This window comes from Nitrospirota bacterium, from assembly GCA_016235245.1.
GTDB lineage: Bacteria > Nitrospirota > Thermodesulfovibrionia > Thermodesulfovibrionales > UBA6898 > UBA6898.
The window spans coordinates 1-20,578 of sequence record JACRLO010000010.1; the positions used below are offsets into that span (position 1 = coordinate 1).

At 51.7% G+C, this 20,578-nt stretch carries 22 protein-coding genes; 12 read left to right on the forward strand and 10 right to left on the reverse strand.

The annotated features are described in order from the left end of the window. The first annotated feature begins 19 nt into the window (after nucleotides 1-19). Entirely contained in the window at nucleotides 20-1,114 is a 1,095-nt protein-coding gene (locus tag HZB31_04720; GenBank protein ID MBI5847242.1) for a radical SAM protein, read from the forward strand. Between the two features lie 15 nt (nucleotides 1,115-1,129). Here the strand turns inward: HZB31_04720 and HZB31_04725 are convergent, their stop codons facing one another. Beyond that, a complete protein-coding gene (locus tag HZB31_04725) occupies nucleotides 1,130-3,436 on the reverse strand; it encodes a response regulator (protein MBI5847243.1) in 2,307 nt (768 codons plus the stop codon). Nucleotides 3,437-3,585: 149 nt separating this feature from the next. Here HZB31_04725 and HZB31_04730 point away from each other — a divergent pair, with 149 nt between their 5' ends. After that, on the forward strand, nucleotides 3,586-4,383 hold the full coding sequence (locus HZB31_04730; GenBank protein MBI5847244.1) for a hypothetical protein: 798 nt from the start codon (nucleotides 3,586-3,588) through the stop codon (nucleotides 4,381-4,383). On the opposite strand, the gene HZB31_04735 is transcribed toward HZB31_04730, so the two are convergent. Next, complete coding sequence (locus HZB31_04735) at nucleotides 4,347-5,633, reverse strand: B12-binding domain-containing radical SAM protein (protein ID MBI5847245.1); 1,287 nt, start codon at nucleotides 5,631-5,633, stop codon at nucleotides 4,347-4,349. The genes HZB31_04730 and HZB31_04735 overlap by 37 nt on opposite strands. 72 nt (nucleotides 5,634-5,705) lie before the next feature. Here HZB31_04735 and HZB31_04740 point away from each other — a divergent pair, with 72 nt between their 5' ends. From HZB31_04740 to HZB31_04775, 8 genes are all read left to right on the forward strand, one after another. Beyond that, nucleotides 5,706-6,458 (forward strand): sulfite exporter TauE/SafE family protein, encoded by a 753-nt coding sequence (locus HZB31_04740; protein ID MBI5847246.1) that lies wholly within the window; start codon nucleotides 5,706-5,708, stop codon nucleotides 6,456-6,458. A 34-nt stretch (nucleotides 6,459-6,492) separates the two neighbouring features. Next, complete coding sequence (locus HZB31_04745) at nucleotides 6,493-7,236, forward strand: PilZ domain-containing protein (protein ID MBI5847247.1); 744 nt, start codon at nucleotides 6,493-6,495, stop codon at nucleotides 7,234-7,236. Between the two features lie 19 nt (nucleotides 7,237-7,255). Further along, nucleotides 7,256-7,450, forward strand: coding sequence for a YwbE family protein (locus HZB31_04750; protein ID MBI5847248.1), 195 nt, complete (start codon nucleotides 7,256-7,258; stop codon nucleotides 7,448-7,450). 36 nt (nucleotides 7,451-7,486) lie between these two features. Continuing rightward, the gene (locus HZB31_04755; GenBank protein ID MBI5847249.1) at nucleotides 7,487-8,761 is read left to right on the forward strand and encodes a DUF2157 domain-containing protein; all 1,275 of its coding nucleotides are present in this window, start codon (nucleotides 7,487-7,489) and stop codon (nucleotides 8,759-8,761) included. Beyond that, the gene (locus HZB31_04760; GenBank protein ID MBI5847250.1) at nucleotides 8,761-9,540 is read left to right on the forward strand and encodes a GDYXXLXY domain-containing protein; all 780 of its coding nucleotides are present in this window, start codon (nucleotides 8,761-8,763) and stop codon (nucleotides 9,538-9,540) included. The genes HZB31_04755 and HZB31_04760 overlap by 1 nt, the downstream gene beginning before the upstream one ends. 25 nt (nucleotides 9,541-9,565) lie before the next feature. Then, nucleotides 9,566-9,775, forward strand: coding sequence for an RNA-binding S4 domain-containing protein (locus HZB31_04765; protein ID MBI5847251.1), 210 nt, complete (start codon nucleotides 9,566-9,568; stop codon nucleotides 9,773-9,775). A gap of 14 nt (nucleotides 9,776-9,789) precedes the next feature. Next, nucleotides 9,790-10,557 carry a hypothetical protein gene (locus tag HZB31_04770; GenBank protein ID MBI5847252.1) on the forward strand — a complete coding sequence of 256 codons (768 nt, stop codon included), beginning with the start codon at nucleotides 9,790-9,792 and terminating at the stop codon, nucleotides 10,555-10,557. Nucleotides 10,558-10,644: 87 nt separating this feature from the next. Next, a complete protein-coding gene (locus HZB31_04775) occupies nucleotides 10,645-11,796 on the forward strand; it encodes a hypothetical protein (GenBank protein MBI5847253.1) in 1,152 nt (383 codons plus the stop codon). 120 nt (nucleotides 11,797-11,916) lie between these two features. Here the strand turns inward: HZB31_04775 and HZB31_04780 are convergent, their stop codons facing one another. The 8 genes from HZB31_04780 to HZB31_04815 form a co-directional block, all read right to left on the reverse strand. Next, on the reverse strand, nucleotides 11,917-13,296 hold the full coding sequence (locus HZB31_04780; protein ID MBI5847254.1) for an AAA family ATPase: 1,380 nt from the start codon (nucleotides 13,294-13,296) through the stop codon (nucleotides 11,917-11,919). A gap of 195 nt (nucleotides 13,297-13,491) precedes the next feature. Further along, the gene (locus HZB31_04785) at nucleotides 13,492-13,926 is read right to left on the reverse strand and encodes a hypothetical protein (protein ID MBI5847255.1); all 435 of its coding nucleotides are present in this window, start codon (nucleotides 13,924-13,926) and stop codon (nucleotides 13,492-13,494) included. Beyond that, nucleotides 13,923-14,606, reverse strand: a complete 684-nt coding sequence (locus tag HZB31_04790; GenBank protein ID MBI5847256.1) for a glycosyltransferase family 2 protein — start codon at nucleotides 14,604-14,606, stop codon at nucleotides 13,923-13,925. Before HZB31_04790 ends, HZB31_04785 begins: the two co-directional genes overlap by 4 nt. Then, nucleotides 14,603-16,978 carry an MMPL family transporter gene (locus HZB31_04795; GenBank protein ID MBI5847257.1) on the reverse strand — a complete coding sequence of 792 codons (2,376 nt, stop codon included), beginning with the start codon at nucleotides 16,976-16,978 and terminating at the stop codon, nucleotides 14,603-14,605. The genes HZB31_04790 and HZB31_04795 overlap by 4 nt, the downstream gene beginning before the upstream one ends. A gap of 110 nt (nucleotides 16,979-17,088) precedes the next feature. Further along, nucleotides 17,089-17,481, reverse strand: coding sequence for a hypothetical protein (locus tag HZB31_04800; protein MBI5847258.1), 393 nt, complete (start codon nucleotides 17,479-17,481; stop codon nucleotides 17,089-17,091). 7 nt (nucleotides 17,482-17,488) lie between these two features. Beyond that, entirely contained in the window at nucleotides 17,489-17,749 is a 261-nt protein-coding gene (locus HZB31_04805) for an acyl carrier protein (GenBank protein MBI5847259.1), read from the reverse strand. After that, on the reverse strand, nucleotides 17,749-18,483 hold the full coding sequence (gene fabG / locus HZB31_04810) for a 3-oxoacyl-[acyl-carrier-protein] reductase (GenBank protein ID MBI5847260.1): 735 nt from the start codon (nucleotides 18,481-18,483) through the stop codon (nucleotides 17,749-17,751). The genes HZB31_04805 and fabG overlap by 1 nt, the downstream gene beginning before the upstream one ends. Further along, a complete protein-coding gene (locus HZB31_04815) occupies nucleotides 18,468-19,364 on the reverse strand; it encodes an ACP S-malonyltransferase (protein ID MBI5847261.1) in 897 nt (298 codons plus the stop codon). The genes fabG and HZB31_04815 overlap by 16 nt, the downstream gene beginning before the upstream one ends. 133 nt (nucleotides 19,365-19,497) lie before the next feature. Between HZB31_04815 and HZB31_04820 the strand changes: the two genes are divergently transcribed. Beyond that, nucleotides 19,498-19,938, forward strand: coding sequence for an FKBP-type peptidyl-prolyl cis-trans isomerase (locus tag HZB31_04820; protein MBI5847262.1), 441 nt, complete (start codon nucleotides 19,498-19,500; stop codon nucleotides 19,936-19,938). Between the two features lie 45 nt (nucleotides 19,939-19,983). Beyond that, nucleotides 19,984-20,565 carry a response regulator gene (locus HZB31_04825; protein MBI5847263.1) on the forward strand — a complete coding sequence of 194 codons (582 nt, stop codon included), beginning with the start codon at nucleotides 19,984-19,986 and terminating at the stop codon, nucleotides 20,563-20,565. The last annotated feature ends 13 nt before the right edge of the window (nucleotides 20,566-20,578 follow it).

The window sequence follows — 20,578 nt, forward strand, 5'->3', positions numbered from 1 at the left end:
GATCCTAAGGTGCTTTATCATGAACCAGCTTCTGGTGGGCAGCACCAAGCGCACGGCCTTTTCGGACGGCGCAGGGGGGTTCTATCCTCCCGGACTTCTGGTGATCAGCCCTTCCATGAAATGCAACCTCAACTGCTTTGGCTGTTATGCAGGCATGTACAAAAAGGACGAGGACCTTCCCTATGAGGTTATCGACCGCGTATTGACCGAGGCAAAGGCGATGGGCGTTTACTTTATCGTCGTCTCCGGCGGGGAGCCCTTCTTCAGAAAAGACCTTCTCGATCTCTTCGAAAAACATAATGATATGGCCTTCCATGTCTTTACCCACGGCGGACTGCTTGACGAGAAGCTTGTTGCAAGGCTTGCAAAGCTCGGCAATGTCCTGCCTGCCATCAGCGTTGAGGGGTTTAAGGAAGAGACAGACAAACGCAGGGGAGAGGGCCACTATGAGCGGGTGCTGAAGGCGATGAAGCTCCTGAAGGAAGCAGGCGTGCTTTTTGGATACTCGGCGACCATGACCCGCCAGAATGCTGATATCATGGTATCTGACAAGTTCGTGGACCACTGGATGGCCCAGGGCACGACGGTCGGCTGGTATTTCCTGTACACGCCTGTCGGCCGTGAGCCGAACTGGGACCTTGTGCCGACGCCTGAACAGCGCGAGATGCTGAGGGCCCGTGTGGCCTATTTCCGGACCTGCAAAGAGATGCTCTTCGGCGATTTCTGGAATGACGGGCCTGTTGTGGGCGGCTGTATTGCAGGAGGCAGGAAATACTTCCATATCAATTCAAAGGGGGATGTTGAGCCCTGCGTCTTCTGCCATTTTGCTTCCCATAATATCAAGAATGTAAGTCTTCAGGAGGCGGTCACCTCTCCGCTCTTTAAGAAGATCCAATCATATCAGAAGACGCATGACAACAAACTGAGGCCCTGCATGATTATTGACCACCCCAATGTGTACCGCGATGTCTGCAGGATGCCGGGGGTCTATTTCACGCATCAGGGAGCCGAGAACATTGTCGAAGGGTTCGCCGAAAAGATCGATGACTATTCAGTCAAATGGGGCAAGCTTGCCGACAAGGCGTGGGAAGAGAACTATCAGAAGAAGGAGTAATATTGGCTGCTGCTGTTATGCCAGGACCTTCTGCAGTGAACTGCTTATCTCCTGGAGGGAAAACGGTTTTTTCAGCACATCACTGAATCCGTATTTTTTGTACTCTGCCATGACCGGGTCTGCTGAATAGCCGCTTGCAACAATTGCCCTGACCGTCGGATCAATCTTGCGGAGTTCCTGCAACGTATCTCTGCCGCCCATACCTCCTGGTATCGTCAGGTCAAGAATGACTGCAGCAAACGGACGGTCAGATTTTGCCGCTTCCCGGTAGCATTCAACTGCCTCGGCCCCGTTTTTAACAAGTGTTATGTCATACCCGAGTTCGATCAGCATATTTTCGGTGACTTCCCTGACGATCTCTTCATCGTCCATAAGCAGGATGCTTCCTTTGCCTGTCCCTGGTGCGCCCTCATCAGCTTCGGGCATGACACTCTTTTCGGATGCCGGCAGATAGAGATAAAACGTTGTGCCTTCACCGGCAATAGACTCGGCCGTAATCATGCCTCCATGCCTTTTGATTATAGAATAGGCCGTCGCAAGCCCGAGACCCGAGCCTTTGCCTCTTGTGGTGAAATAGGGATCAAAAATTTTGTCTAAATGTTCAGGCGGAATGCCGATGCCCTCATCCTTTATCGATATCCTGATATACTTGCCATCCGGCAGTATGGTCGTGCCGGCAGATCTGCCGTCGAGAATAATATTTTCAGCCCTTGCCTCTATTTTGCCGCCCTCAGGCATGGCCCATTTTGCATTAATGATAAGGTTATGGATGACCTGGCTCAGTTGACCTCTGTCGATATCAACCGGCCACAGACCGTCAGGGAAGAAGAAATTGCAGATGATGCTGGAGCCTGAGAGCGTAAACTTGGCCGAGTCCATTATCAGTCCGCTGATATAGGTGGTTTTCAGCAACGGTGCCCCGCCCTTGGAAAACGTAAGCAGCTGATAGGCCAGGTCCTTGGCACGAAATGCTGCCTTCTCAACGCCTGCAAGTCTCTCTGCGATCTTTTCCTTATCCTCTTTCTCGAGTTTTCTTTTTGCGAGGGTAATGTTGCCGAGTATGCCCACAAGGATATTATTGAAGTCATGAGCAATGCCGCCGGCAAGCAACCCCAGAGACTCAATATTCCTCGCCTTCATCAGCTCATTCTCAATTTTCCGCTTCTCGGTGACGTCACGGAACGCCAGGACTGCGCCTATTATCCTTCCACTTTCGTCAATAATCGGAGCTCCGCTGTCAGCGATATCCCTTTCAGTTCCGTCTCTGCCTATCAGGATCGTGTGATTGGCAAGCTCCACAATCCTGCCGGTACTCATGACCTTTTCGACAGGATTTTCGACTGTCTCCCGCGTCTTTTCGTTGACGATATGGAAAATTTCCTGCACCGGTTTGCCGCCGGCCGCTTCCTGTTTCCAGCCGGTAAGGGTTTCTGCTACGATGTTTAACAGAACGACGTTGCCGTTGATGTCGGTGGTTATGACGCCGTCTCCTATTGAGCGGAGCGTTACCAGCAGCCGTTCTTTCTCCGAGAGGAGCTCATGTCGTGAATCCCGGAGCGCCCTTGTCATGATGTTGAACGAGGATGTAAGCTCGCCTATTTCATCGCTTGAGGTATGGGCCATTTCGATATCGAGATTTCCCCTGGTCAGTTCAGCAACATTCTCCTTCAGATCCAGGAGCGGCTGCGCTATCTTTTTCGAAAATACGTAGCCCTGGATCAGCGCTATGATAACGCCTCCGAGGATGATCGCAAGCCCATACATCTGGAAGTGGGAGGCTTTTTGTAGCGCAGTCCTGTGGGCATCTTCGCTCATTACCGCCTCAGCGATAGCAAGGTCAACGCCGTGTTGACGTATGTCAGAGGCGACCTCATTAAAGGTCCTTATTTCTGTCTCGTGCCCTGCCGGAATAAAATGTCCGGACAGAGACATGTCCCGGTCATAAGCCTTCAGCAGAGATTCACCTGTTGACAGAAGTCTGGCTGACTTTGCCTTGATCTTCTCGACGTATTCCCTTGCCTCCGGTACCTTAACCGCAATATCAAGAACCTTGATTTCCTGAACGAGTGAATTGTAACGGTCGAAGAATTTCTCCCGGTCCTCCTTATTTTGGAGGGTCAGAAAAAGGATAAGATGTCCTTCGGTTCTTTTTGCATAACTCGAGACCTCGGTTGCAGAAGTGATGATGCTCCTGAAATGTTTCTCGGAGCTTTCGAAGGATGTTACGATATCGTTGCGCGAGAAATAGCCGAAAATTCCGATTGTAATGACCAGAACGATGATAATGATATTTCCTGAGATCAGTCTGTGGCTTATCTTCATGTCTTTCTACTAAAATATCTTAATTGCTGCAGGTTTATCAATGAGGAGCATTGGTGAGATGCCGAAGGAGCGGTCTGCATGACAGGGAGAAGCCGGCCTTAATCAAAAGTAACTCTTTCTATCGTAAAAGAATTTTGATACTATCAATCATGGTTTGGATCCGGCCCCTCTCTTTGTATCGGTACTGGTCATTGCGTCCGGCATGGTTTTTTGTATGCCTGATCGCCTGCTCCATAACCTCCTGCGCCCCAAAAGAGCTTGTTCGGCAGCCTGGGCTTGAGCCCTACTCAGGCCCGGTCACGGTCGAGGTCTTAACGCATTCCATCGGGTTCAGGGACACGAAGACTATCAAGGCGCTGACTGACGTCAGGATATTCAAAGACGGGGAGCCTGCAGGCAGTTTCAGCGGCATTTTCGGCTATCAGGCCCCTGATCTTCTCAAGACCGGCTTCTTCGGTCCTTTTGGCATCACCGTAATGGAGTTTCTGATCGCCCATGATATGGTCCAGGTCTACGTGCCGCCCAAAAATATCCTCTATGAGATGAGGTCTCCCGAGCTATCGTTTTCCTCCTTGATGAACGGGAAGTTCCGTTATGTCATGCAGGAGGAAGGGGACTCCTATGTCCTGCTTGCCTACGATTCTGCTTCGGACGCAGCAGCACCGACCATGAAATATCTCTTCGACAAGACTTATCTTCTGAACCGGCGGATTATTATCTATCGGGAAGGGGAGGCGGTCATAACGATCGATTTTGACGGTTTTAACGGAAAGGTACCGGAAAAGACAAAACTTTCATTCGGCAGGGGGACCGAGATGCATATCACACTCCGGGAGCCGGAATATGATACGGATATCCCTTCCGGCTATTTTAAGGAGATCGAACATACGGATAAGCAGGTGCTGCCTTTTCAGGATCTCCTCAAACGTTTTGATCCCAGGCGGTAGCTGATGTTCATCGCAAAATAGGGCAGGATGTTCTGTATCTTTGCGGGCATTCTCTTGAGAATAGAACCGAGCGAATAGGTCTTCAGATATGCCTCAAGAGTCTTTTGATGCAGTTCCTCTGCGGGGATATTTTTTGGCTTATACACGATATGATACCGGTCGTATTTTTCCCAGTTGTGGTGCAGGATCCTTCCCTGCTTTGACATCTCTTCAAAAAGTTTCGTGCCGGGGAAGGGGGTGAGTTTGCAATAGTTGGCGACCTCAAGCCTGTTGTTCATCACGAAATCGACCGTGCTGTCGAAAATGTCCGGGGTGTCATGGTCAAAGCCGAAGATGAATGAGCCATGCACGCCGATGCCTGCTGACCTGATCTCACTTACATGCTCGGCATACTGTTCTGCCTTCCTCAGTTTTTTCATGTCCGCCGAATTGTTGGCATTTACGCTTTCAAATCCGATCAGCAGGCCGGCACAGCCGCTCTCTGCTGCAAGCCGCAACAGTTCATTGTCCCTTGCTATGTCTATGGATGACTGAGCGACCCATCGCTGCTTCAGGGGTTTCAATGCCCTGAAGAGTTCTTTGGCATAGGTGCTGTTGCCGGCAATGTTGTCATCAATGAAGACGGCAAGGCGTCCGTTGTACCCCTTCAGCTCGGAGATAATGTTTCCAATCGGCCGGCAGCGCTGCTTTGTACCGAAAAACTGGGTTGACGAACAGAAGGAGCAGCCGTAAGGGCAGCCGCGTGATGTCTGAAACGTGCGCGGCACATAGTAGCGTTTTTGATGAATCATCTCCCACTTGCCGGAAGGAATGCTCTCTGCGGCCGGATAGCCTGCAGCGCGGTAGATCGGCAGCAGACTGCCCGAAAGAAAATCATCGAGGATAATTTGCCACATCTCCTCTGCCTCGCCGACAAGAAGGGCGTCGGCCTGCCGGAGCACTTCATCCGGCATGACTGACGGATGGATACCGCCCATGATGATCCGGGAACCCTTTTCCCTGAATTTCTTTGCGACCTCATAGGCGCGGGGCGCATTCGTAGAATTCGTCGAGATTGCAACAAGGTCTGCAGGATAGGAAAAATCAATGTCATCAACAAGTTCGTCCGTGACTTTGACCTCGAACCTCTCCGGTGTCAGTGCTGCGAGTATGGCAAGGGACATCTGGGGCAGCACAAAGGTTGCTCTCCGCTTTCTCCAGATGTCCTCATTCCTGCAGGGAGATATGAGGTAGATTCGTTTGTACACCATGACGAATCATATCATAAGGCTGCCGATCGGATAAAACGGCAGAGCTATTTTGTTATAATCTCAGGCAGCATGATGAATTTTTTTATCGGTCTCATCGCAGGGCTGTTCGGCGGGCTGGTGGGCCTTGGCGGAGGCGTGATCATGATCCCTCTCATGGTCGGCATCAGGAAGCTCACCCAGCACAAGGCGCACGGCACCAGTCTGGTGGCACTGGTCTTCACCGGCATAGCAGGCGCCATAACCTACTTTATGAAGGGTTCTGTCGACATGGCTGCCGCTGCACTCCTTGCCGTTACGGCGGTTTTCACGGCGCGGGCCGGCGCTCAGTATGCACATGCGCTGCCTGAATGGAAACTGAAGCGCTCCTTCGGCGCATTTCTGATCTTCGTCTCTCTGCTTCTGCTCATTAAGCCGTATCTGCCCGGCCTTGTGCTTTCGACTGCCGGCTGGTACAAGGCCGCAATACTTCTTCTGACCGGCGTCTTTACCGGCTTCTTATCAGGTATGATGGGGGTCGGCGGCGGCACGATCATGGTGCCTGCAATGGTCCTGCTTGCAGGCATGGGGCAGCATGTCAGCCAGGGCACATCGCTTCTTGCCATGGTGCCGGCCGGCGCTGCAGGCGCATACACACACGGGAAGCTTGGGAATGTTCAGGGGTCGCTGCTTGCAGGTCTCATCCCCGGGATTCTTCTCGGCACGTACCTCGGCGGGACCCTTGCGCATGGACTGCCTGAGGCAGCCCTGCGGATTATTTTTGCTGCGGTCCTGATCTGGACGGGGGTCCGTTATCTCAGGGCAAAGGCTCCTGCAGAGAAAAAATAATTGAGCGTTTTCATAATTCATGGGAGAATACAGCATGACACCATTTGACAAAAAGAGACGGCACAGGCGCTTCAGCGTAGATTTTATGGATATAAAGGGCAACGCTGTTTTTGTCAGCGAAGTCGTTATCAATGATATCAGTATCACCGGTGTTTCACTGATCACGGACCGAAAGCTGGAGATGGGAGTGGAATATTCTCTGAGGATCCTGGACAACGGACTGGACCTGCTAATCCGGGGGACCGTTATCTGGTGCACGGAGAATGAATCGGCAGGGACGCAGGGTGAGCACAGCCATCTGAAATTTGCTGCGGGCCTGCGATTCGACGATCTTCAGCAGGAGACTGTGGTAAGTCTGATCACCTTTATCGAGGCCCATCTCCTTGATAAGCATACGCATATTAAAGTGCATGAGATGAGCGGCTGCAGATGCAATATCAGGTTCCATGTGGATGCAAAGGAAACGGCTGTGCTGAATGTTGCCGAGACATACCGGGTAAAAAAACTGAGCCTTGGCGGCCTGCTTATCGAAAGCAGCCACGGCCTCGAGACTGACACGCGGATCTATATGGGGATAACTCTTCCTGAAGACATGCAGCTTTCGTTTACCGGAAGGGTTGCCTCCTGTATCGTATCTCCTGATACTGCTTCCTGCTTTGAGGTCGGCATTGAAATTCTCGACATGCCTGAGCCGGACAGACAGAAACTGAAGGAGTTTATCCGGCGGCTTTATCTTGACGATGCCGGCTTTTCGGTCGATGACATACGCCCGGCCTGATACATAACAGGAGAAGATAATGGACGGGACTAGACGCGATACGATTAAAACAGGGCTAAACGTTGCAATTGTCTTAAAGAAGGACCAGCGCACCGGGTCGCTTACCAGAGGGGTCGTCAAGGATATCCTGACGAAATCACCGACCCATCCGCATGGGATAAAGGTCCGTCTCGAAAGCGGTGACGTGGGGCGGGTTAAGGAGATACTGGGGTGATCATGCGTTTTGCAGAGGTTATGTGAGGGACAGACAATGAACGATAGCGAAGATCCTGGCTGGTTCCTCGGGAAGTTGCGGGCTGAAATGGGCTCATGGGTCGAGAAGGGTTTCATCAGCCAGGAGCAGAGGGACAGAATCCTTTTCCACTACCGTGCGGTTTCAGAAGTCCAGACCAGGGCGGGGTCAGGCAGACTGATAACCGTTGTCTCTGTCCTGGGTTCTGTTCTGGTCGGTCTCGGCATTATTCTTTTTGTTGCCTCAAACTGGCATGCCATTCCGAAGGCCGGCAAGCTTGCCCTTCTGTTTACCACCATGATTGGGATGTACAGCGCCGGGTATTACATGAGGTATACGAGGCAGAATTATGTAAAGGTCGGAGCATCTCTCATATTCCTCGGCACCATGGCGTTCGGCGCCAATATCTACCTGATAGCGCAGATCTATAATATAAGCGTCCATTATCCTAACGGTGAACTTCTCTGGGTGCTCGGCACGCTTCCGCTTGCCTATGTCCTGAGGCTCAGGACGATCCTGACCCTGGCGCTTCTCAACCTTCTCATCTGGCTCGGCATGGAAGCGAGTTTTTGGCTGCGGGAGCCCCATTACTATTCTTCAGTCGCAGCATTTATACCCCTTTATCTGGCAGCGGGTCTCACACTGACTGCGGTGGGGCTTGCGCATAGGGGTTCAGAGCGTTTTTCCTATTATCATGGCCCCTATCTCTGGCTTGGCACGTTTGTGACCATGTTCTCATGGTATATCTTCACCTTTGGCGACATGTTCAGGTCTGATTTCAGCGCTCCTTCGCTCGTGATGTTCTACGCAGGCATGCTCGTCATTTTTGCAGGCTCCCTTGCAGTCGCTTTCCTGTTAGACCGGCAGGAGAAGACAAAGTGGTTTACGGCTGAGGCTGCATCACTGATGTTCCTTGCGGCAGTGATACTGTTTCTGCTCGTAAATAATCCTGCGATTGATGAGTCTGTCCAGGGTGCGGCCAGACATTATGGCTCGGCCGTAAAGAGTGGTGTTGTCACTGTCCTCTCCCTGTCGTCCAACCTTCTGTTTGCTGCTGCGATCATCGGTATGATCGTGCTGGGGTTTGCCAGAAAGGCGGCCTTTTACGTCAATGTCGGCCTGTTCTTTTTTGTTCTGGATGTTATTGCGCGGTATTTTGATTTTTTCTGGAAGATGCTGCCGCGGTCACTCTTTTTTGTCGTTGGCGGTCTCCTGCTTATTTTCGGCAGTCTGTTCCTTGAGCGAAAGCGCAAGCGTGTGCTTGCGTCATTCAGCATGAAGGATGATCTGTGATGGCAAAGAAATTCATCGCGATTGTGCTTATGCAGGCTGTCCTCCTCGTCGGGATCATTGCTTACCGTCAGTATTGGGTGGGCACCGGAGAAAAAGTTATGCTTAAGACAGTCCCGGTCGATCCATGGAATATGTTTCGCGGCGATTATATGACCCTGACCTATGACATTTCGCGGATCAACCTCACCAAACTTGGTATCCGGGATGCATATAAACGGAACGACAGGTTTTTTGCCCTTCTGCAGAAGCAGCCGGATAATACCTTCGAATATTCCGGCATATCTCATCAGAGACCGGAAAACGGGACCTTTATTCAGGGAAGGGTGACGAATGTTTTTGATGAGTCACGCTGGATGGTGAAGGCCGCAGGAGACGCCGGAGAGACTAAACAGTTCGAACTGAGATGGTTCTCCGGAGTCAATATTGGTGACAGGGTGCTTTTCTGCACTCACCGGTGGGGGCAGGTCGATTTTCAGCGCTTCACCGAAAAATATACTCCTCAATGCAGCAGGGAAGATGAGTCGTTCTCCGGTGCATTGGTGGAATCTCAGGAAATAAAAGAGAAGATCCTCAGCGCTGAATACGGCATTGAGAGTTACTTTGTCGAGGAGGGAAAGGGCAGCATTGATGCGCTTGCAAAGCAGCAGAATACTCAACCCTCTCAGCAGCCTCAGCCGTTGGTTAGAGGCCAAAGCAGACTTCATGTGGAGGCTGCCCTGCGCAGGGACGGCAAGGCGCTCATTTCGCGGATCTTCATCGATAACAGGGAGGTAAAGTAGGAGCCGGGAGGTTCTGAAGTGATCTATGGAAGAGTTCGCCCTGAGTAATCGGGAATATATCGAATTGAACAACCTCCTGAAGGTGCTTGGACTTTGCGATACCGGAGGTATGGCAAAAGCTGCCATTGCGGAAGGTCTGGTCAGGGTCAATGGCATCGTGGAATTGCGCAAGCGCTGCAAGCTGCGCAAAGGGGACAAGGTTGAATTCGAAGGTCATGAGATTATTGTTTCATGACCCGGAGATAAGAGATGCACGTTGTGGCAATGCATAGCCTGGGACAGGATAGAGAGGCCCGCGCGTCTGCCCTTGCCTCTGCCCTTACCATAACCATGTATGAGGCGCTTTCCCGTCTCCGGTCACCGGGGAATGGTCCTTTTACGGTCGGTGTGTTTGCTGATCAGGCGCGGGCAGCGCAGATGGAAGAAAAGCTTCTGTCATCAGGGTTCAGCGCCGTTGTCCTGACTGACAAGGCGATTAGTGCCGAGCGCTCTCCCCTGATCGCAAGAAAATTTGTAATGGGTGATCATGAGCTTGCCGTGGCAACAGAGACCGGGCAGAGTCTGCGCATCTCTTTTGAGAGTGTGCGACTTATCGTGCGGGGCATCGGGATTGTCAGAGAAGCCACTAAAGAGACGGTAACTAATCGATCGCTGAGCCCGGGGCGTGCAGTAATGTCCGGAGGGTTGCTGCTTACCAAAACAACGAAGACCGTGCAGGAAGTGGTACTGGAAGACCGTGCAGCGTTTTTTAACCTATATGCCGGAAACAACCCTGTCATTGTTTTTCGCGAGAACGGCCTTATGTATGATTCACTCGGCCCGGCGCTGCAGCCTTCACGCGCCTTGAACTTCAACTGGCTGATCGCTGAACTGCGCAGACAATGTCCGGAGGCTCAATATGACGAGCGCCTTCTGACCCGGCCTGCCCAGGTTGCTGTTCTGGGCCCTACGCTTAACCCAGAGGAGCATCTCTGCGTGGCCACGGCCCTGCTTGCAAAGGTTTTGACGAATGGGTGAGTACAGCCGGGAGGGGCTACACTCCCGTGCATGATATCATAGCTCATCTTCGATAGAGTAATAACGGTAAGGGATGGTAAAAAGAATATGAAGATAGCCGTTTCACAGCTGAAGGATGAAGTTAACGTCGAAGAGGCCAGCCGGCAGGAAAAGCCGCCGGTCGGGACAGGATATGCAGGCATCATGGTTCCAACGGGTGTCAATAAAAAGGTCCTGATTAAAACTGTGATTTCGCATTTTGTTGCAAATAATTACCTTGCTGAGTATTCTGCTTCCGATTTCGAGCTGAGCAATGAGCAAAAGACTGCCTTGAAAGAATTGCTCCTCGAATCAAGAAATCGAACCGTGGAAGACATCCTGAAAAAGGGCACGTTCACGTTTTGGCAAAAGGGGACAAAGTTTATGGTCTTCAGAAGACTTTCTGACGATCGTATTTCCTCTCACCCCCTGGATGGGGTGGTCGTGAAGGCTGCGCTGCCGGGGACCGATCTCAAGAAGGCGCTGCGTGGCTATGGCTATGCCAAACAGTATCTGGGCAAGTCTTTGAGCGTTGCAACCTCACTCTGCAATATCGACCTCAATATCAGGGATGCAGAGGGTGTTGAGCGGCGTGTTACCCTTATAAATGTCCTTGTTCAGGAGAGGGTCATTGTAATCGGCGACATTGCAAAAATGGTGAGGGAGAAGACCGCTGAGTTCAGAGAGCGGGACAAATTACAGGGAATATCTTCCCGCAAGACCGAGAAGGACCCGCTGATCGCTAAATTGACCGCAGAATACAAAGATATCTCCCAGCGCTGGACAGGGCTCTGCGATAATATGGAAAAAAGAAATCTTCGTGACGCGGACGAGTTCAGGCAACCCTCTGCCATGGAGAGAAATTTTGGCATTGAGGTGCATCAGGGCATGACCCTGCCTGACTGGGGATATGAGGGCTTCAGAGAAGTGAAGAAGAGGATAAGCCGCAAGGCAGAAGCGATACAGCATGAAGTGGAGAAGAGAAAAAGGGAGCTCGGCATTTTTCAGAGATTATTCGGCAAGAAAAAAATACAGGAGATCGAAAAAGAGACTGCCCTGCGTATGGGACGGGAATATCTGCGCGTGAAAGGTTTCGATTTTGACAGCCTTGTGATTGTGAATAAGTCGCTTGAAATGAAAAAAGACCGGGTTCCCGATGTCTTTGAAAAAGAGGTCCTCAAGGCCTTTGCCCAGTTGCTGGATACGGTCATTGTTCAGTAAGAATAAACAACCATCGGCCACGAAATGTCAGGATAACAGAAAGAAATCGTCGGAGATCGGCAGTTCGAAACTGCCCGGTTCTGCCATGTAAAACGAAACGTTGCCGCTGCTTTGATCTATTTAATGGTATTTTCCCGATGCAGGTACTGCGCGTTGATAGGCCCAGGCTTCAATGCTTTTTATCTGTTCGGCCATCGTGACCGAAAGAGGTACGGTTCTGCTGAAAGCGACCAGAAAATCCTGTTCAACTACAGGACGTTTCTCTGCAAGGGCCTCGAAAACCGCGGATTTGACCACCTGCTCAATCTCCGCCCCGGAAAGCCGCTTTGGTGACGATACCATTAACGAAAGATCAATCCCGGAAATATCGATATTCTGTTTCTTCATATGGATGCGATATATCTCTTCGCGCGCCTTCTCATCCGGAAGCCCGACATAAAATATCTCATCGAAGCGTCCCTTGCGCAGGACTTCTGCGGGAAGCATCTCGATTGCGTTAGCGGTAGCTGCGACGAAAACAGGTGACTTTTTTTCCTGCATCCATGTCAGGAACGAGCCCAGCACCCGGGACGCTGAACCTCCTTCAGCCTTGAATCCCTGTGATGAAATGCCGGCTTCGATCTCGTCTATCCAGAGGACGCAGGGTGCGATCGCCTCCGCAATCCTGAATGCCTTACGCAGGCTGGACTCAGGTGTGCCGAATGACCCTCCGTACAAAATCGCCATATCAAGACGGATAAGAGGGAGACGCCACTGCGCAGCGATCACCTTGACAAACAGTGACTTGCCGCAGCCCGATATCCCCATGACCAGCACCCCCTTCGGCATCATGGCGCCGGAAGAAATGTTATCGAGGCCAAACACCTTTTCGCGGCGCTCCAGCCAAAGCTTGAGGTTCTCCATCCCCCCTAACTGGTCTTTATCGGTATCATTGCTGCGTTCGATGTCAGATAGATAGAGCCCTTGGGAGGCTACTGCCAATCTTTCCTCCAATTCAGGATTTTCGGCACAGGCCTGAGCCAGAGAAGGAATATGATCTCTCAAGACAGCCAGGTGCTCCCTTATCTCTCCAATTCGGGGAAGTCCCTGGTAAAGAATGACGAGGTCTTCCTGCAATTGTTCAGGAACAGCCTCTTCTGCGCCGAGGATGATCAGGGTATTTGACTGGCTGTGAGCTGCAAATTCCTTCAGTTTTCTGATAATAAACGGATTAGTTCCCCAAAATGCGGAAAGATCCTTGAAAAGAAAGATGGCAGGACCCGGCTGCGACATTGCAAAATTAATCGCAGCAAGAGGCTCTACAGTCTCTTTACAGGGATTTCCCTCTCGGATGACCCCTTCGGTGCAGGTCCATACAAACGGACTCCCAGCGCCCTTAATATCTGCAGCGGCCTCAACGATAACTGCCTCTGTGCTCCGCTCTTTGTCGGTAACTACATAAATCAGGTTATTCCCAGATCTGATAATCCTCAGCAGGTCCCGAACGTTCAGGTTTTCCATTATCCTCCGCTAACGCCTCAATTATAATGCTCAGTATAAGTATATCACTACGCAAGCAGATGCATTAAGCAGGGGCATAGGGGCATGTGGAAATGTCGGTCCATGTTCCCATACCCCACCCGACCTCCTCCTGGAAAGGGGAGGCTGAACTTCACACTGTTGAACGGTTTCAGTCTTTTGCTCGAATGAAACGTTCTATTCCACCTTTTTCAAAGGTGCTCCGCAGGAGCATTTGCCCGGGTTGACCGAAACCGTATTGCATTTGCAGTCAGGCCCGCAGCTGCAGGCATACTTGCCCTTGAGCGGATATTCCTTCACCTTATAATTGCAGCCGCATTTTGTATTGTCCTTCGGATCGAATGCACAGGGGCATTTGTCGTCATCGCACTTGCAGAGGTAGATCTTGTCCTTCTCCCTGTCGATCCGGATCACCTTTCCCTTTGCAAGGGCAAGACCGCAGTCGCAGCTGCCCGGCTCAAGATAGGGCGACGGGCAGGGGCATCCCTCTTCACAGTCGCAGAAGTATACGTCAGCCCCTTTTGCTGCCGTGTTTGCTGTCCATGACGCAGTAGCGGTCAGTCCGATTGCCATCGCAAGCATGAGTGCTGTTTTGAAGAAGACTGTTTTCATTTCGCACCTCCGAAGATGGTTAATTTCAAAAAGAGAATGCTGATCCGGTAAAAGTCCCGGACCGGCCGGAAGTTAGTCGTATAATCGCGGTGATAGATCGCCGATACCGGCACGCAACATATCCTGAACCCTGCCTTCCCCGCCTTGATCAGTAGCTCAGTTTCTGTCTCAAAGCCGGTCGTCTCGATCTGCACCGTCTCCAGCACCTCCCTCCGGTAAAGGCGGAAGCCTGACTGCGTATCCTCGATCCTGCAGCCTGCCGCCTTTGATATGCAGAATATGCCGATCTGGTTCGGGATATAGCGATAAAGCGGTATTGCCGCCCGATCCCAGAGCCTTGTTCCTATTATTATATCACCTTTATCGGCCGCAAATGCCGCAAGAAACGTTGCAATTTCGGCAGGTGCATGCTGGCCGTCGCCGTCAATCGTTATAACTGCAGCATAACCCTGTTTGAGTGCATGGCTGATCCCGGTCCTGAGCGCCATGCCTTTGCCGCAGTTCCTGTCATGTCTGATGACATGAGCGCCTGATCTTTTCGCCACCGCTTCAGTGGCATCTTCTGATCCGTCGTCAACCACAATGATGTCGGCGATCATCCCCCGAACGCCTGCGATCACGTCACCGATTCTCTTTTCTTCGTTAAAGGCCGGGATTATACAGCAGATTGGTTTGTTCATTGCCGCTCCCTAGCTTTTTGAACTCCCAGGAGGGACGGCACGAGGGTAAAAGAGAGGAAGACGCAGAGGGTTATGCCAATGGCCGCCACCTGCCCCATGGTCGCAAGTCCCTTGTACGTCGAAAAGCCGATCGTCCCGATTCCCGCCACGGTCGTAAGTCCTGCTACGAGCACAGCCTTACCGGTCTGGAGAAAGGTTGAGCCGATGTCACGGTCAGCATGATACTGATGCAGGAGGTGAACCGTATAGTCTGTGCCGATGCCGAAGAGAAGCACAAAGACGATTGCATTCATGAAGTTCAGACTTATGCCTGTCAGACCCATAATGCCGAGCGTACAGAGGATGCTGATGACGACCGGCACCTGGCAGAGCAGCACGTGATAGACCTTTCTGAAATCAAGATACAGGATGATATTTACCATTACCAAGCCGATGATGCCGATGAGCGTCATATCCTTCTTCAGGATCGAGAAGAGCTCCTGTCGTATGAAGGCCGGTCCGGTATGTTTGTACCCGTCAAGCGCTGACAGGGTTACACCGTCTCTGAGCGTGCCGGATACGATAATCTGCCACTGATCGTCTCTGTTGATCAGGAGTCTTTCTAGCAGATCGTTGACCGGCTTGACATCCGTGAGGGTTATCATCTCCCTGTTGCGCAGCATCGTCTCCAGGGCTTCCGTGAAGCTGAGAAACCCCGGGATATCGAACCCCTTGTCTGAAGCGGTCTTTTTGAAATCACGAATGACTTTTCCGGGATCAAGAGAGGCAAGGGCTGCAAGGTTTTTCTTCTGTCTTGCTTCAGGCGGCAGAATATCTCCTGCTGCCATGATATGCTCAAAATCCTTTGCAAGGGCTTCCTTGATCTCAACACTTCTTACCAGGGCTGACTGCATTTCCATGGACGTGTCTGTGATAAAGACGCCCTGTTCCCGGATGAATGTATCTTTGAGGCGCTCAAATGCCTGGCGCGGCCGGTTGTCATCAGTGCCGAGTTTCGTAATATCACCCAGAAACTGGATACGGGGAATAAAGAGAAGCGCGACAAGCGACGAGCAGACAACGGCTCCGATCACAACGAAAGGCCTCCGGTAGGAAAAAACAGCCAGATCTTTGAGTGCCGGTATCTCAATAAATCTTCCGGATGAGGGCTTTATGGTGAGCGACGCCAGCGTGAAAAGGAAGAGCCAGCACAGAAGCATGCCAATGCCGGTCAGCAGGCCGAGTTCGCGAATCCCCCTGAAGGATGAAAAGAGCATCGGGAAAAAAATGATTGTGGTGGTAAGCGTTCCCGTTGTTATACTGCGGTACACGGACGTGATGGTCCTGTCCATATGCTCCACAGGGTTTATTCCCTCCTCCTTGATAATAAGGTATCTGACATAGAGCACAATGCCGAGATCGTCGCTCAGTCCTGCCAGCATACCGGCAAATGCGCCGGTCACCTCCGAAAGATAATCGGAGAAAAGGAGCGTTATGCCAAGGGTTATAATCATCGCGGTTACGACGGGGAACATCACGTAGAGCAGTCCCTTCAGCGACCTGAAAAACAGGAGAAATACCAGCATTACGCTTGCGAAAGAGGAGACCGTGTTCATCACGATTTCCCTCTTCATGGCGGAGGCTTCATGGAGCGTGATGGCATGGCTGCCGGTTATTTCCGCAGTAAGGCCCCTGTCCCTGTATTTTTCGAGCAGGGATTCCATGCTTTTGATGAATTTTTCTGAAAACGCAATATCGCGCGGCGAGCCGGCCGGCGTGAGGATCATGATCAGATTTTTTTTGTCGGGGGTCAGGAAATAGCCTGAACCCGGATCAAAGGACTCCGAAGAGAAGCGCATGTGAGGCAGGAACAGTTCGAAAAAGTTCAGGGGATCGTGCATTGCCAGGTCCTGCTGGCCGCCGGGCAGCTGGAGTCTCTGCCGGGTCTTTTCGAGTTCATGTTCCATGCCCTCGGGGCTGAGTTTCCTGACGAACTCTTCCATCTCTGCCGGAGAGAGAAGAAGGGGGGCTTTCCTTGCATAGATCTCCCTCAGAAATGTTTTTGTTTCTTCGGATATCTTCCAGGAGACCTTCGTGACCATGGGGGACGATCCTATCTCCTGGCCGATCGCATCGATCTGTGCGGCATGGTCCATTACCCTGTCGGAACTGAATACGATATAGGACTTGTCCATGCCGCCGGTCTTTTCTGCAAGATCGAAGTAGAGAGAGGTTTCCGGAGCATGGGCAGGAATCAGGCGCGTGACATCGGTATTAAATTTTGCGCCGAGAATTATGCCGACCGACGCCAGCACGGCGATGGCCGATGCCAGGACCGTGATAAGGGGGAACCTCTTGGCAAGAGCCCGTATGAAAGGGAGCTTATCCTGCATTATGGGAGCCTGTCGCTGCAGGAGCGGTCATGCCGTATGGTTTAAACGCCTCGCATTGCCGGGATGATCTGGCGGTCTGAAATGCAGGGCAGCGGGTCATCGGCGTTGCCCTATGCGCTTTCATCGAAGTGAAGAACGATGCCACCCTCTGCAATCACGTTTCCTGCCACAAGGGCGCGGGCAGCAAATATGAAGAGTCCGCCTATGCTGCGCTGCACGGTGCTTTCGATCTCAAGCGTATCGCCTGCCCTTGCGGTGCCGTGGAAGGTCAGGCCGGTGATGCCCGCAAAAAGCGAGATCCCTTTTCTGCTGCTTGCTATGCCCGATATCTGCGCCATGGCCTCGATAATATAGACCTGAGGCAGCGTGCCGTCGGGAAGAACGATGGGATCATTGATCGTAATCTGTCTTGAACCCCGTGCATGCCTGTCCTTTTCAATGATCTCGGCCGTATCGAGCATGATAAAAGGATACCTGTGGGGAAGATGCTCATAAGGCCGCATGGGGCTGCTAGGTTCTGCTCTTTATCACGTAGTCGGCCAGGGCATTGACTGATGCGAAGGCCTCCTTGCCGACATCTTCGTCAGGGATCCTGATGCCGTAGGTCTTTTCGAGTCCGACGACCAGTTCCAGCGCATCGATCGAGTCCAGGCCCAGACCGCTGCCAAAAAGGGGTGCGGACGGATCGATCTCTCCCGGCGCTATATCCTCAAGCTTCAGATTCTTTATGATCAGCGCTTTGAGTTCTTCAACAAGTGCTGCTTTCTCCATCAGGTAAGTCCTCCGTCAACTGATATATATTCACCGGTAATATATCCTGCCTCATCCGATGCAAGAAATGAAACTGCATGTGCCACTTCTTCGGGTTTTCCGAACCTGCCTGCAGGAATCATGGAGATAAACTCTTTCCTTATCTTGTCGTCCATGTCTTTGGTCAGTTCTGTCGCGATTACGCCCGGAGAAACAGCGTTCACCGTGATGCCGTATCGCCCGACCTCGCGCGCCAAAGACCTGGTGAAGCTGAGCACGCCTCCCTTTGACGCCGCATAGTTTGTCTGTCCTGCCCTGCCCATGAGAGCGCTCGGTGAAATGATATTGATGATCCTTCCCCATCTGCTGCTGATCATGGGCCTCAGCACAGACTTTGAACAGTAATACACGCTGTTGAGGTTCACCTCGATGACTTTGTGCCAATTTTTGTCCGGCATGAGCATGAGAAGCCCGTCCCTGATGATGCCTGCATTGTTCACCAGGATATCGAGCCTGCCTTCTTTCTGCGCGATCGTTTCAATCATGGCAATCACCTGTTGCTGATCAGAGACGTCAGCCTTCATGATTGCCGCGGAGCTGCCTTCTGCCGTCAGCTCACTGAGCGCTGTTTCAGCGGCCTCTGTATCTGAGGCAAAGTTCATATAGACCCGAATGCCTTTGCCTCCAAGGGAGCGGGCAATTGCCCTGCCGATCCCTTTTGTTCCGCCGGTGACGAGTGCTACGAGGTCTGACATACTATCAGTTCCTCTGCCCTGTATGTTTCAGCATCACGTTCTGTCCATCTTACCAATTTTGACAGGACGTCAGACGGCCCGACCTCGACAAAACGGTTTATGCCTTTCTGCCGGATGGCTTTCACCGTATCTCTCCAGAGCACTTTCCTCGTGAGCTGCGTTGAAATGACGCGGGCAATGCCTTGTGAGTCCAATACGCTGCCGTCGATGTGGCTCATGACAGGGACCTTTGGGTCTGTTATTTCAAACGGCGCTATAGCGTTCCTGATTACGTCTTCGATACCGCTCATAAGAGGGCTGTGCAGGGGATAGGATATGGCCAGCTCTTTTACTGACAGGGCGCCGTCTTCAAGGGCCATGCTGCATGCCGACTGAACGGCATCTTTCGAGCCTGAAATGACCGTCTGGGTTATGGAATTAACATTAGAAACGTAGACATCATCAAGCAGCATGCAGATCTCTTCCACCTGCTCTGTCCTGAGCCCCATGATCGATGCCATAAGCCCTGAGGTATTGCCGGAGACTGCTTCAATGGCCTGCTGCACCTTCAGGATAATGGCTGCAGAGTCCTCAAGCGAAACAGCGCCTGAGGCATAGACTGCTGCATAGAACCCGAGGCTGTGGCCTGCAACGCATTGAAAGTCTTCCATTCTGCCGAGCATCTGCCAGTACGAGGCGCTTGCCCCAAAGACCGCGAGCTGGGAGACCACAGGATCAATGGTCCCATAGTCCGCAAGATGCTGCGCAGCCTCAAGGATATCTCTTTCGGCAACATGATTGATCCTGCCGAAGACCTCATCTGCTGCCGGGGACTTTCTGAGGCAGGAGAGCATACCTGGGTATTCAGACCCCTGCCCGGGAAAGATTGCCGCTGATTTCAAAAAGAATTCCCCATAATTTTTGTATGAATAGTATGCCATGCTGGCTGCAGATTAGCCAAATACGTTTGGGGAAGACAGTCTTTTGATGGCTGCTATGGTAAAATACCGGATCAACCAAAAAGGAAGGAACTCAATGGCACAGGTAAAAGAAGGCGACAGGATAAGAATACATTATGTGGGTAAGCTTGAGGATGGGTCAGTATTTGACTCCTCCGAGGGAGGCGCTTCTCTTGAGATAAAGATCGGCAGGGGTGAATTCATAAAAGGACTTGAAGAGGGTGTTATCGGTATGGAGCCGGGCGAGGCACGGTCGATCTTTATGCCGGCTGAAAAGGCCTATGGCCCTTATCTGAAGGAGAAGGTCTTTGAGTTTCATAAAGACAGAATCAGCGAGGGGATAACGCCCGAGGTTGGTCAGCAGATGCAATTGTACCGTGCTGACGGTTTGCCTATTGCGGTAAAAGTTATCGATAAGACCGAAACCGGTTATATCATGGATGCCAACCATTTTCTTGCCGGAAAGAACCTGATTTTTGACGTGACACTCGAAGAGATCGTGACAGAAGAGGCGTAGCCTCTATTTTGACAGCGGCAAAAAGGCATATTACATTGTAACGAGATGAAATACCAGGTCCTTCTTGTAGAAGATTCAAAGGCGATCCAGCAGATGTACCGCAATAAGCTTATCCTTGAGCAGTTTGCGGTGGTCACTGCGGACAACGGCATGGAGGCGATCAAGGCCCTCGCGCTCAGCAAACCGGATATCATTCTTCTTGATCTCATGATGCCGATTATGGACGGGTATAAGGTGCTCCAGGTCGTCAAGACTGACCAGAAGCTGAAGGATATCCCTGTCCTCGTCTTTTCGGCCAAGGGCCAGCCTGACGAGGTGGAGAAGGCGCTGAGCCTTGGGGCTGCCGGTTACATCGTAAAGTCTGTTACCAAGCCGAACGAGGTCATAGAGAAGCTCCGCGCTGCCCTGAGCCAGAAGCCGGCTGAACAGGCGGTTTCTCACTATACGATCGAGATCAAGGAGGCGCTCTATGATGCAAAGAAGCTTTCCGCGGATTTCAGGCTCAATGACTATATCTGCCCATCCTGTAATGTGCCGATGCTGCTCGACCTGATCCCTGATTTTTCGCACGATACTCCCTGGTTCACCGCAAAGTTTTTCTGCCCACGGTGCAATGGCAGCAAGTAATCCTGCCATCTTC

Bases quoted from the DNA above. Each gene is read 5' to 3' on its own strand.
- HZB31_04750 (MBI5847248.1), top strand. From the start codon at position 7,256: ATGGACGGGACTAGACGCGATACGATTAAAACAGGGCTAAACGTTGCA.
- HZB31_04825 (MBI5847263.1), top strand. From the start codon at position 19,984: ATGAAATACCAGGTCCTTCTTGTAGAAGATTCAAAGGCGATCCAGCAG.
- HZB31_04780 (MBI5847254.1), bottom strand. From the start codon at position 13,296: ATGGAAAACCTGAACGTTCGGGACCTGCTGAGGATTATCAGATCTGGG.
- HZB31_04740 (MBI5847246.1), top strand. From the start codon at position 5,706: ATGAATTTTTTTATCGGTCTCATCGCAGGGCTGTTCGGCGGGCTGGTG.
- HZB31_04775 (MBI5847253.1), top strand. From the start codon at position 10,645: ATGAAGATAGCCGTTTCACAGCTGAAGGATGAAGTTAACGTCGAAGAG.
- HZB31_04770 (MBI5847252.1), top strand. From the start codon at position 9,790: ATGCACGTTGTGGCAATGCATAGCCTGGGACAGGATAGAGAGGCCCGC.
- HZB31_04725 (MBI5847243.1), bottom strand. From the start codon at position 3,436: ATGAAGATAAGCCACAGACTGATCTCAGGAAATATCATTATCATCGTT.
- HZB31_04790 (MBI5847256.1), bottom strand. From the start codon at position 14,606: ATGAACAAACCAATCTGCTGTATAATCCCGGCCTTTAACGAAGAAAAG.
- HZB31_04730 (MBI5847244.1), top strand. From the start codon at position 3,586: ATGGTTTGGATCCGGCCCCTCTCTTTGTATCGGTACTGGTCATTGCGT.
- HZB31_04735 (MBI5847245.1), bottom strand. From the start codon at position 5,633: ATGGTGTACAAACGAATCTACCTCATATCTCCCTGCAGGAATGAGGAC.
- HZB31_04820 (MBI5847262.1), top strand. From the start codon at position 19,498: ATGGCACAGGTAAAAGAAGGCGACAGGATAAGAATACATTATGTGGGT.
- HZB31_04720 (MBI5847242.1), top strand. From the start codon at position 20: ATGAACCAGCTTCTGGTGGGCAGCACCAAGCGCACGGCCTTTTCGGAC.
- fabG (MBI5847260.1), bottom strand. From the start codon at position 18,483: ATGTCAGACCTCGTAGCACTCGTCACCGGCGGAACAAAAGGGATCGGC.
- HZB31_04785 (MBI5847255.1), bottom strand. From the start codon at position 13,926: ATGAAAACAGTCTTCTTCAAAACAGCACTCATGCTTGCGATGGCAATC.
- HZB31_04795 (MBI5847257.1), bottom strand. From the start codon at position 16,978: ATGCAGGATAAGCTCCCTTTCATACGGGCTCTTGCCAAGAGGTTCCCC.
- HZB31_04800 (MBI5847258.1), bottom strand. From the start codon at position 17,481: ATGCGGCCTTATGAGCATCTTCCCCACAGGTATCCTTTTATCATGCTC.
- HZB31_04755 (MBI5847249.1), top strand. From the start codon at position 7,487: ATGAACGATAGCGAAGATCCTGGCTGGTTCCTCGGGAAGTTGCGGGCT.
- HZB31_04765 (MBI5847251.1), top strand. From the start codon at position 9,566: ATGGAAGAGTTCGCCCTGAGTAATCGGGAATATATCGAATTGAACAAC.
- HZB31_04745 (MBI5847247.1), top strand. From the start codon at position 6,493: ATGACACCATTTGACAAAAAGAGACGGCACAGGCGCTTCAGCGTAGAT.
- HZB31_04805 (MBI5847259.1), bottom strand. From the start codon at position 17,749: ATGGAGAAAGCAGCACTTGTTGAAGAACTCAAAGCGCTGATCATAAAG.
- HZB31_04760 (MBI5847250.1), top strand. From the start codon at position 8,761: ATGGCAAAGAAATTCATCGCGATTGTGCTTATGCAGGCTGTCCTCCTC.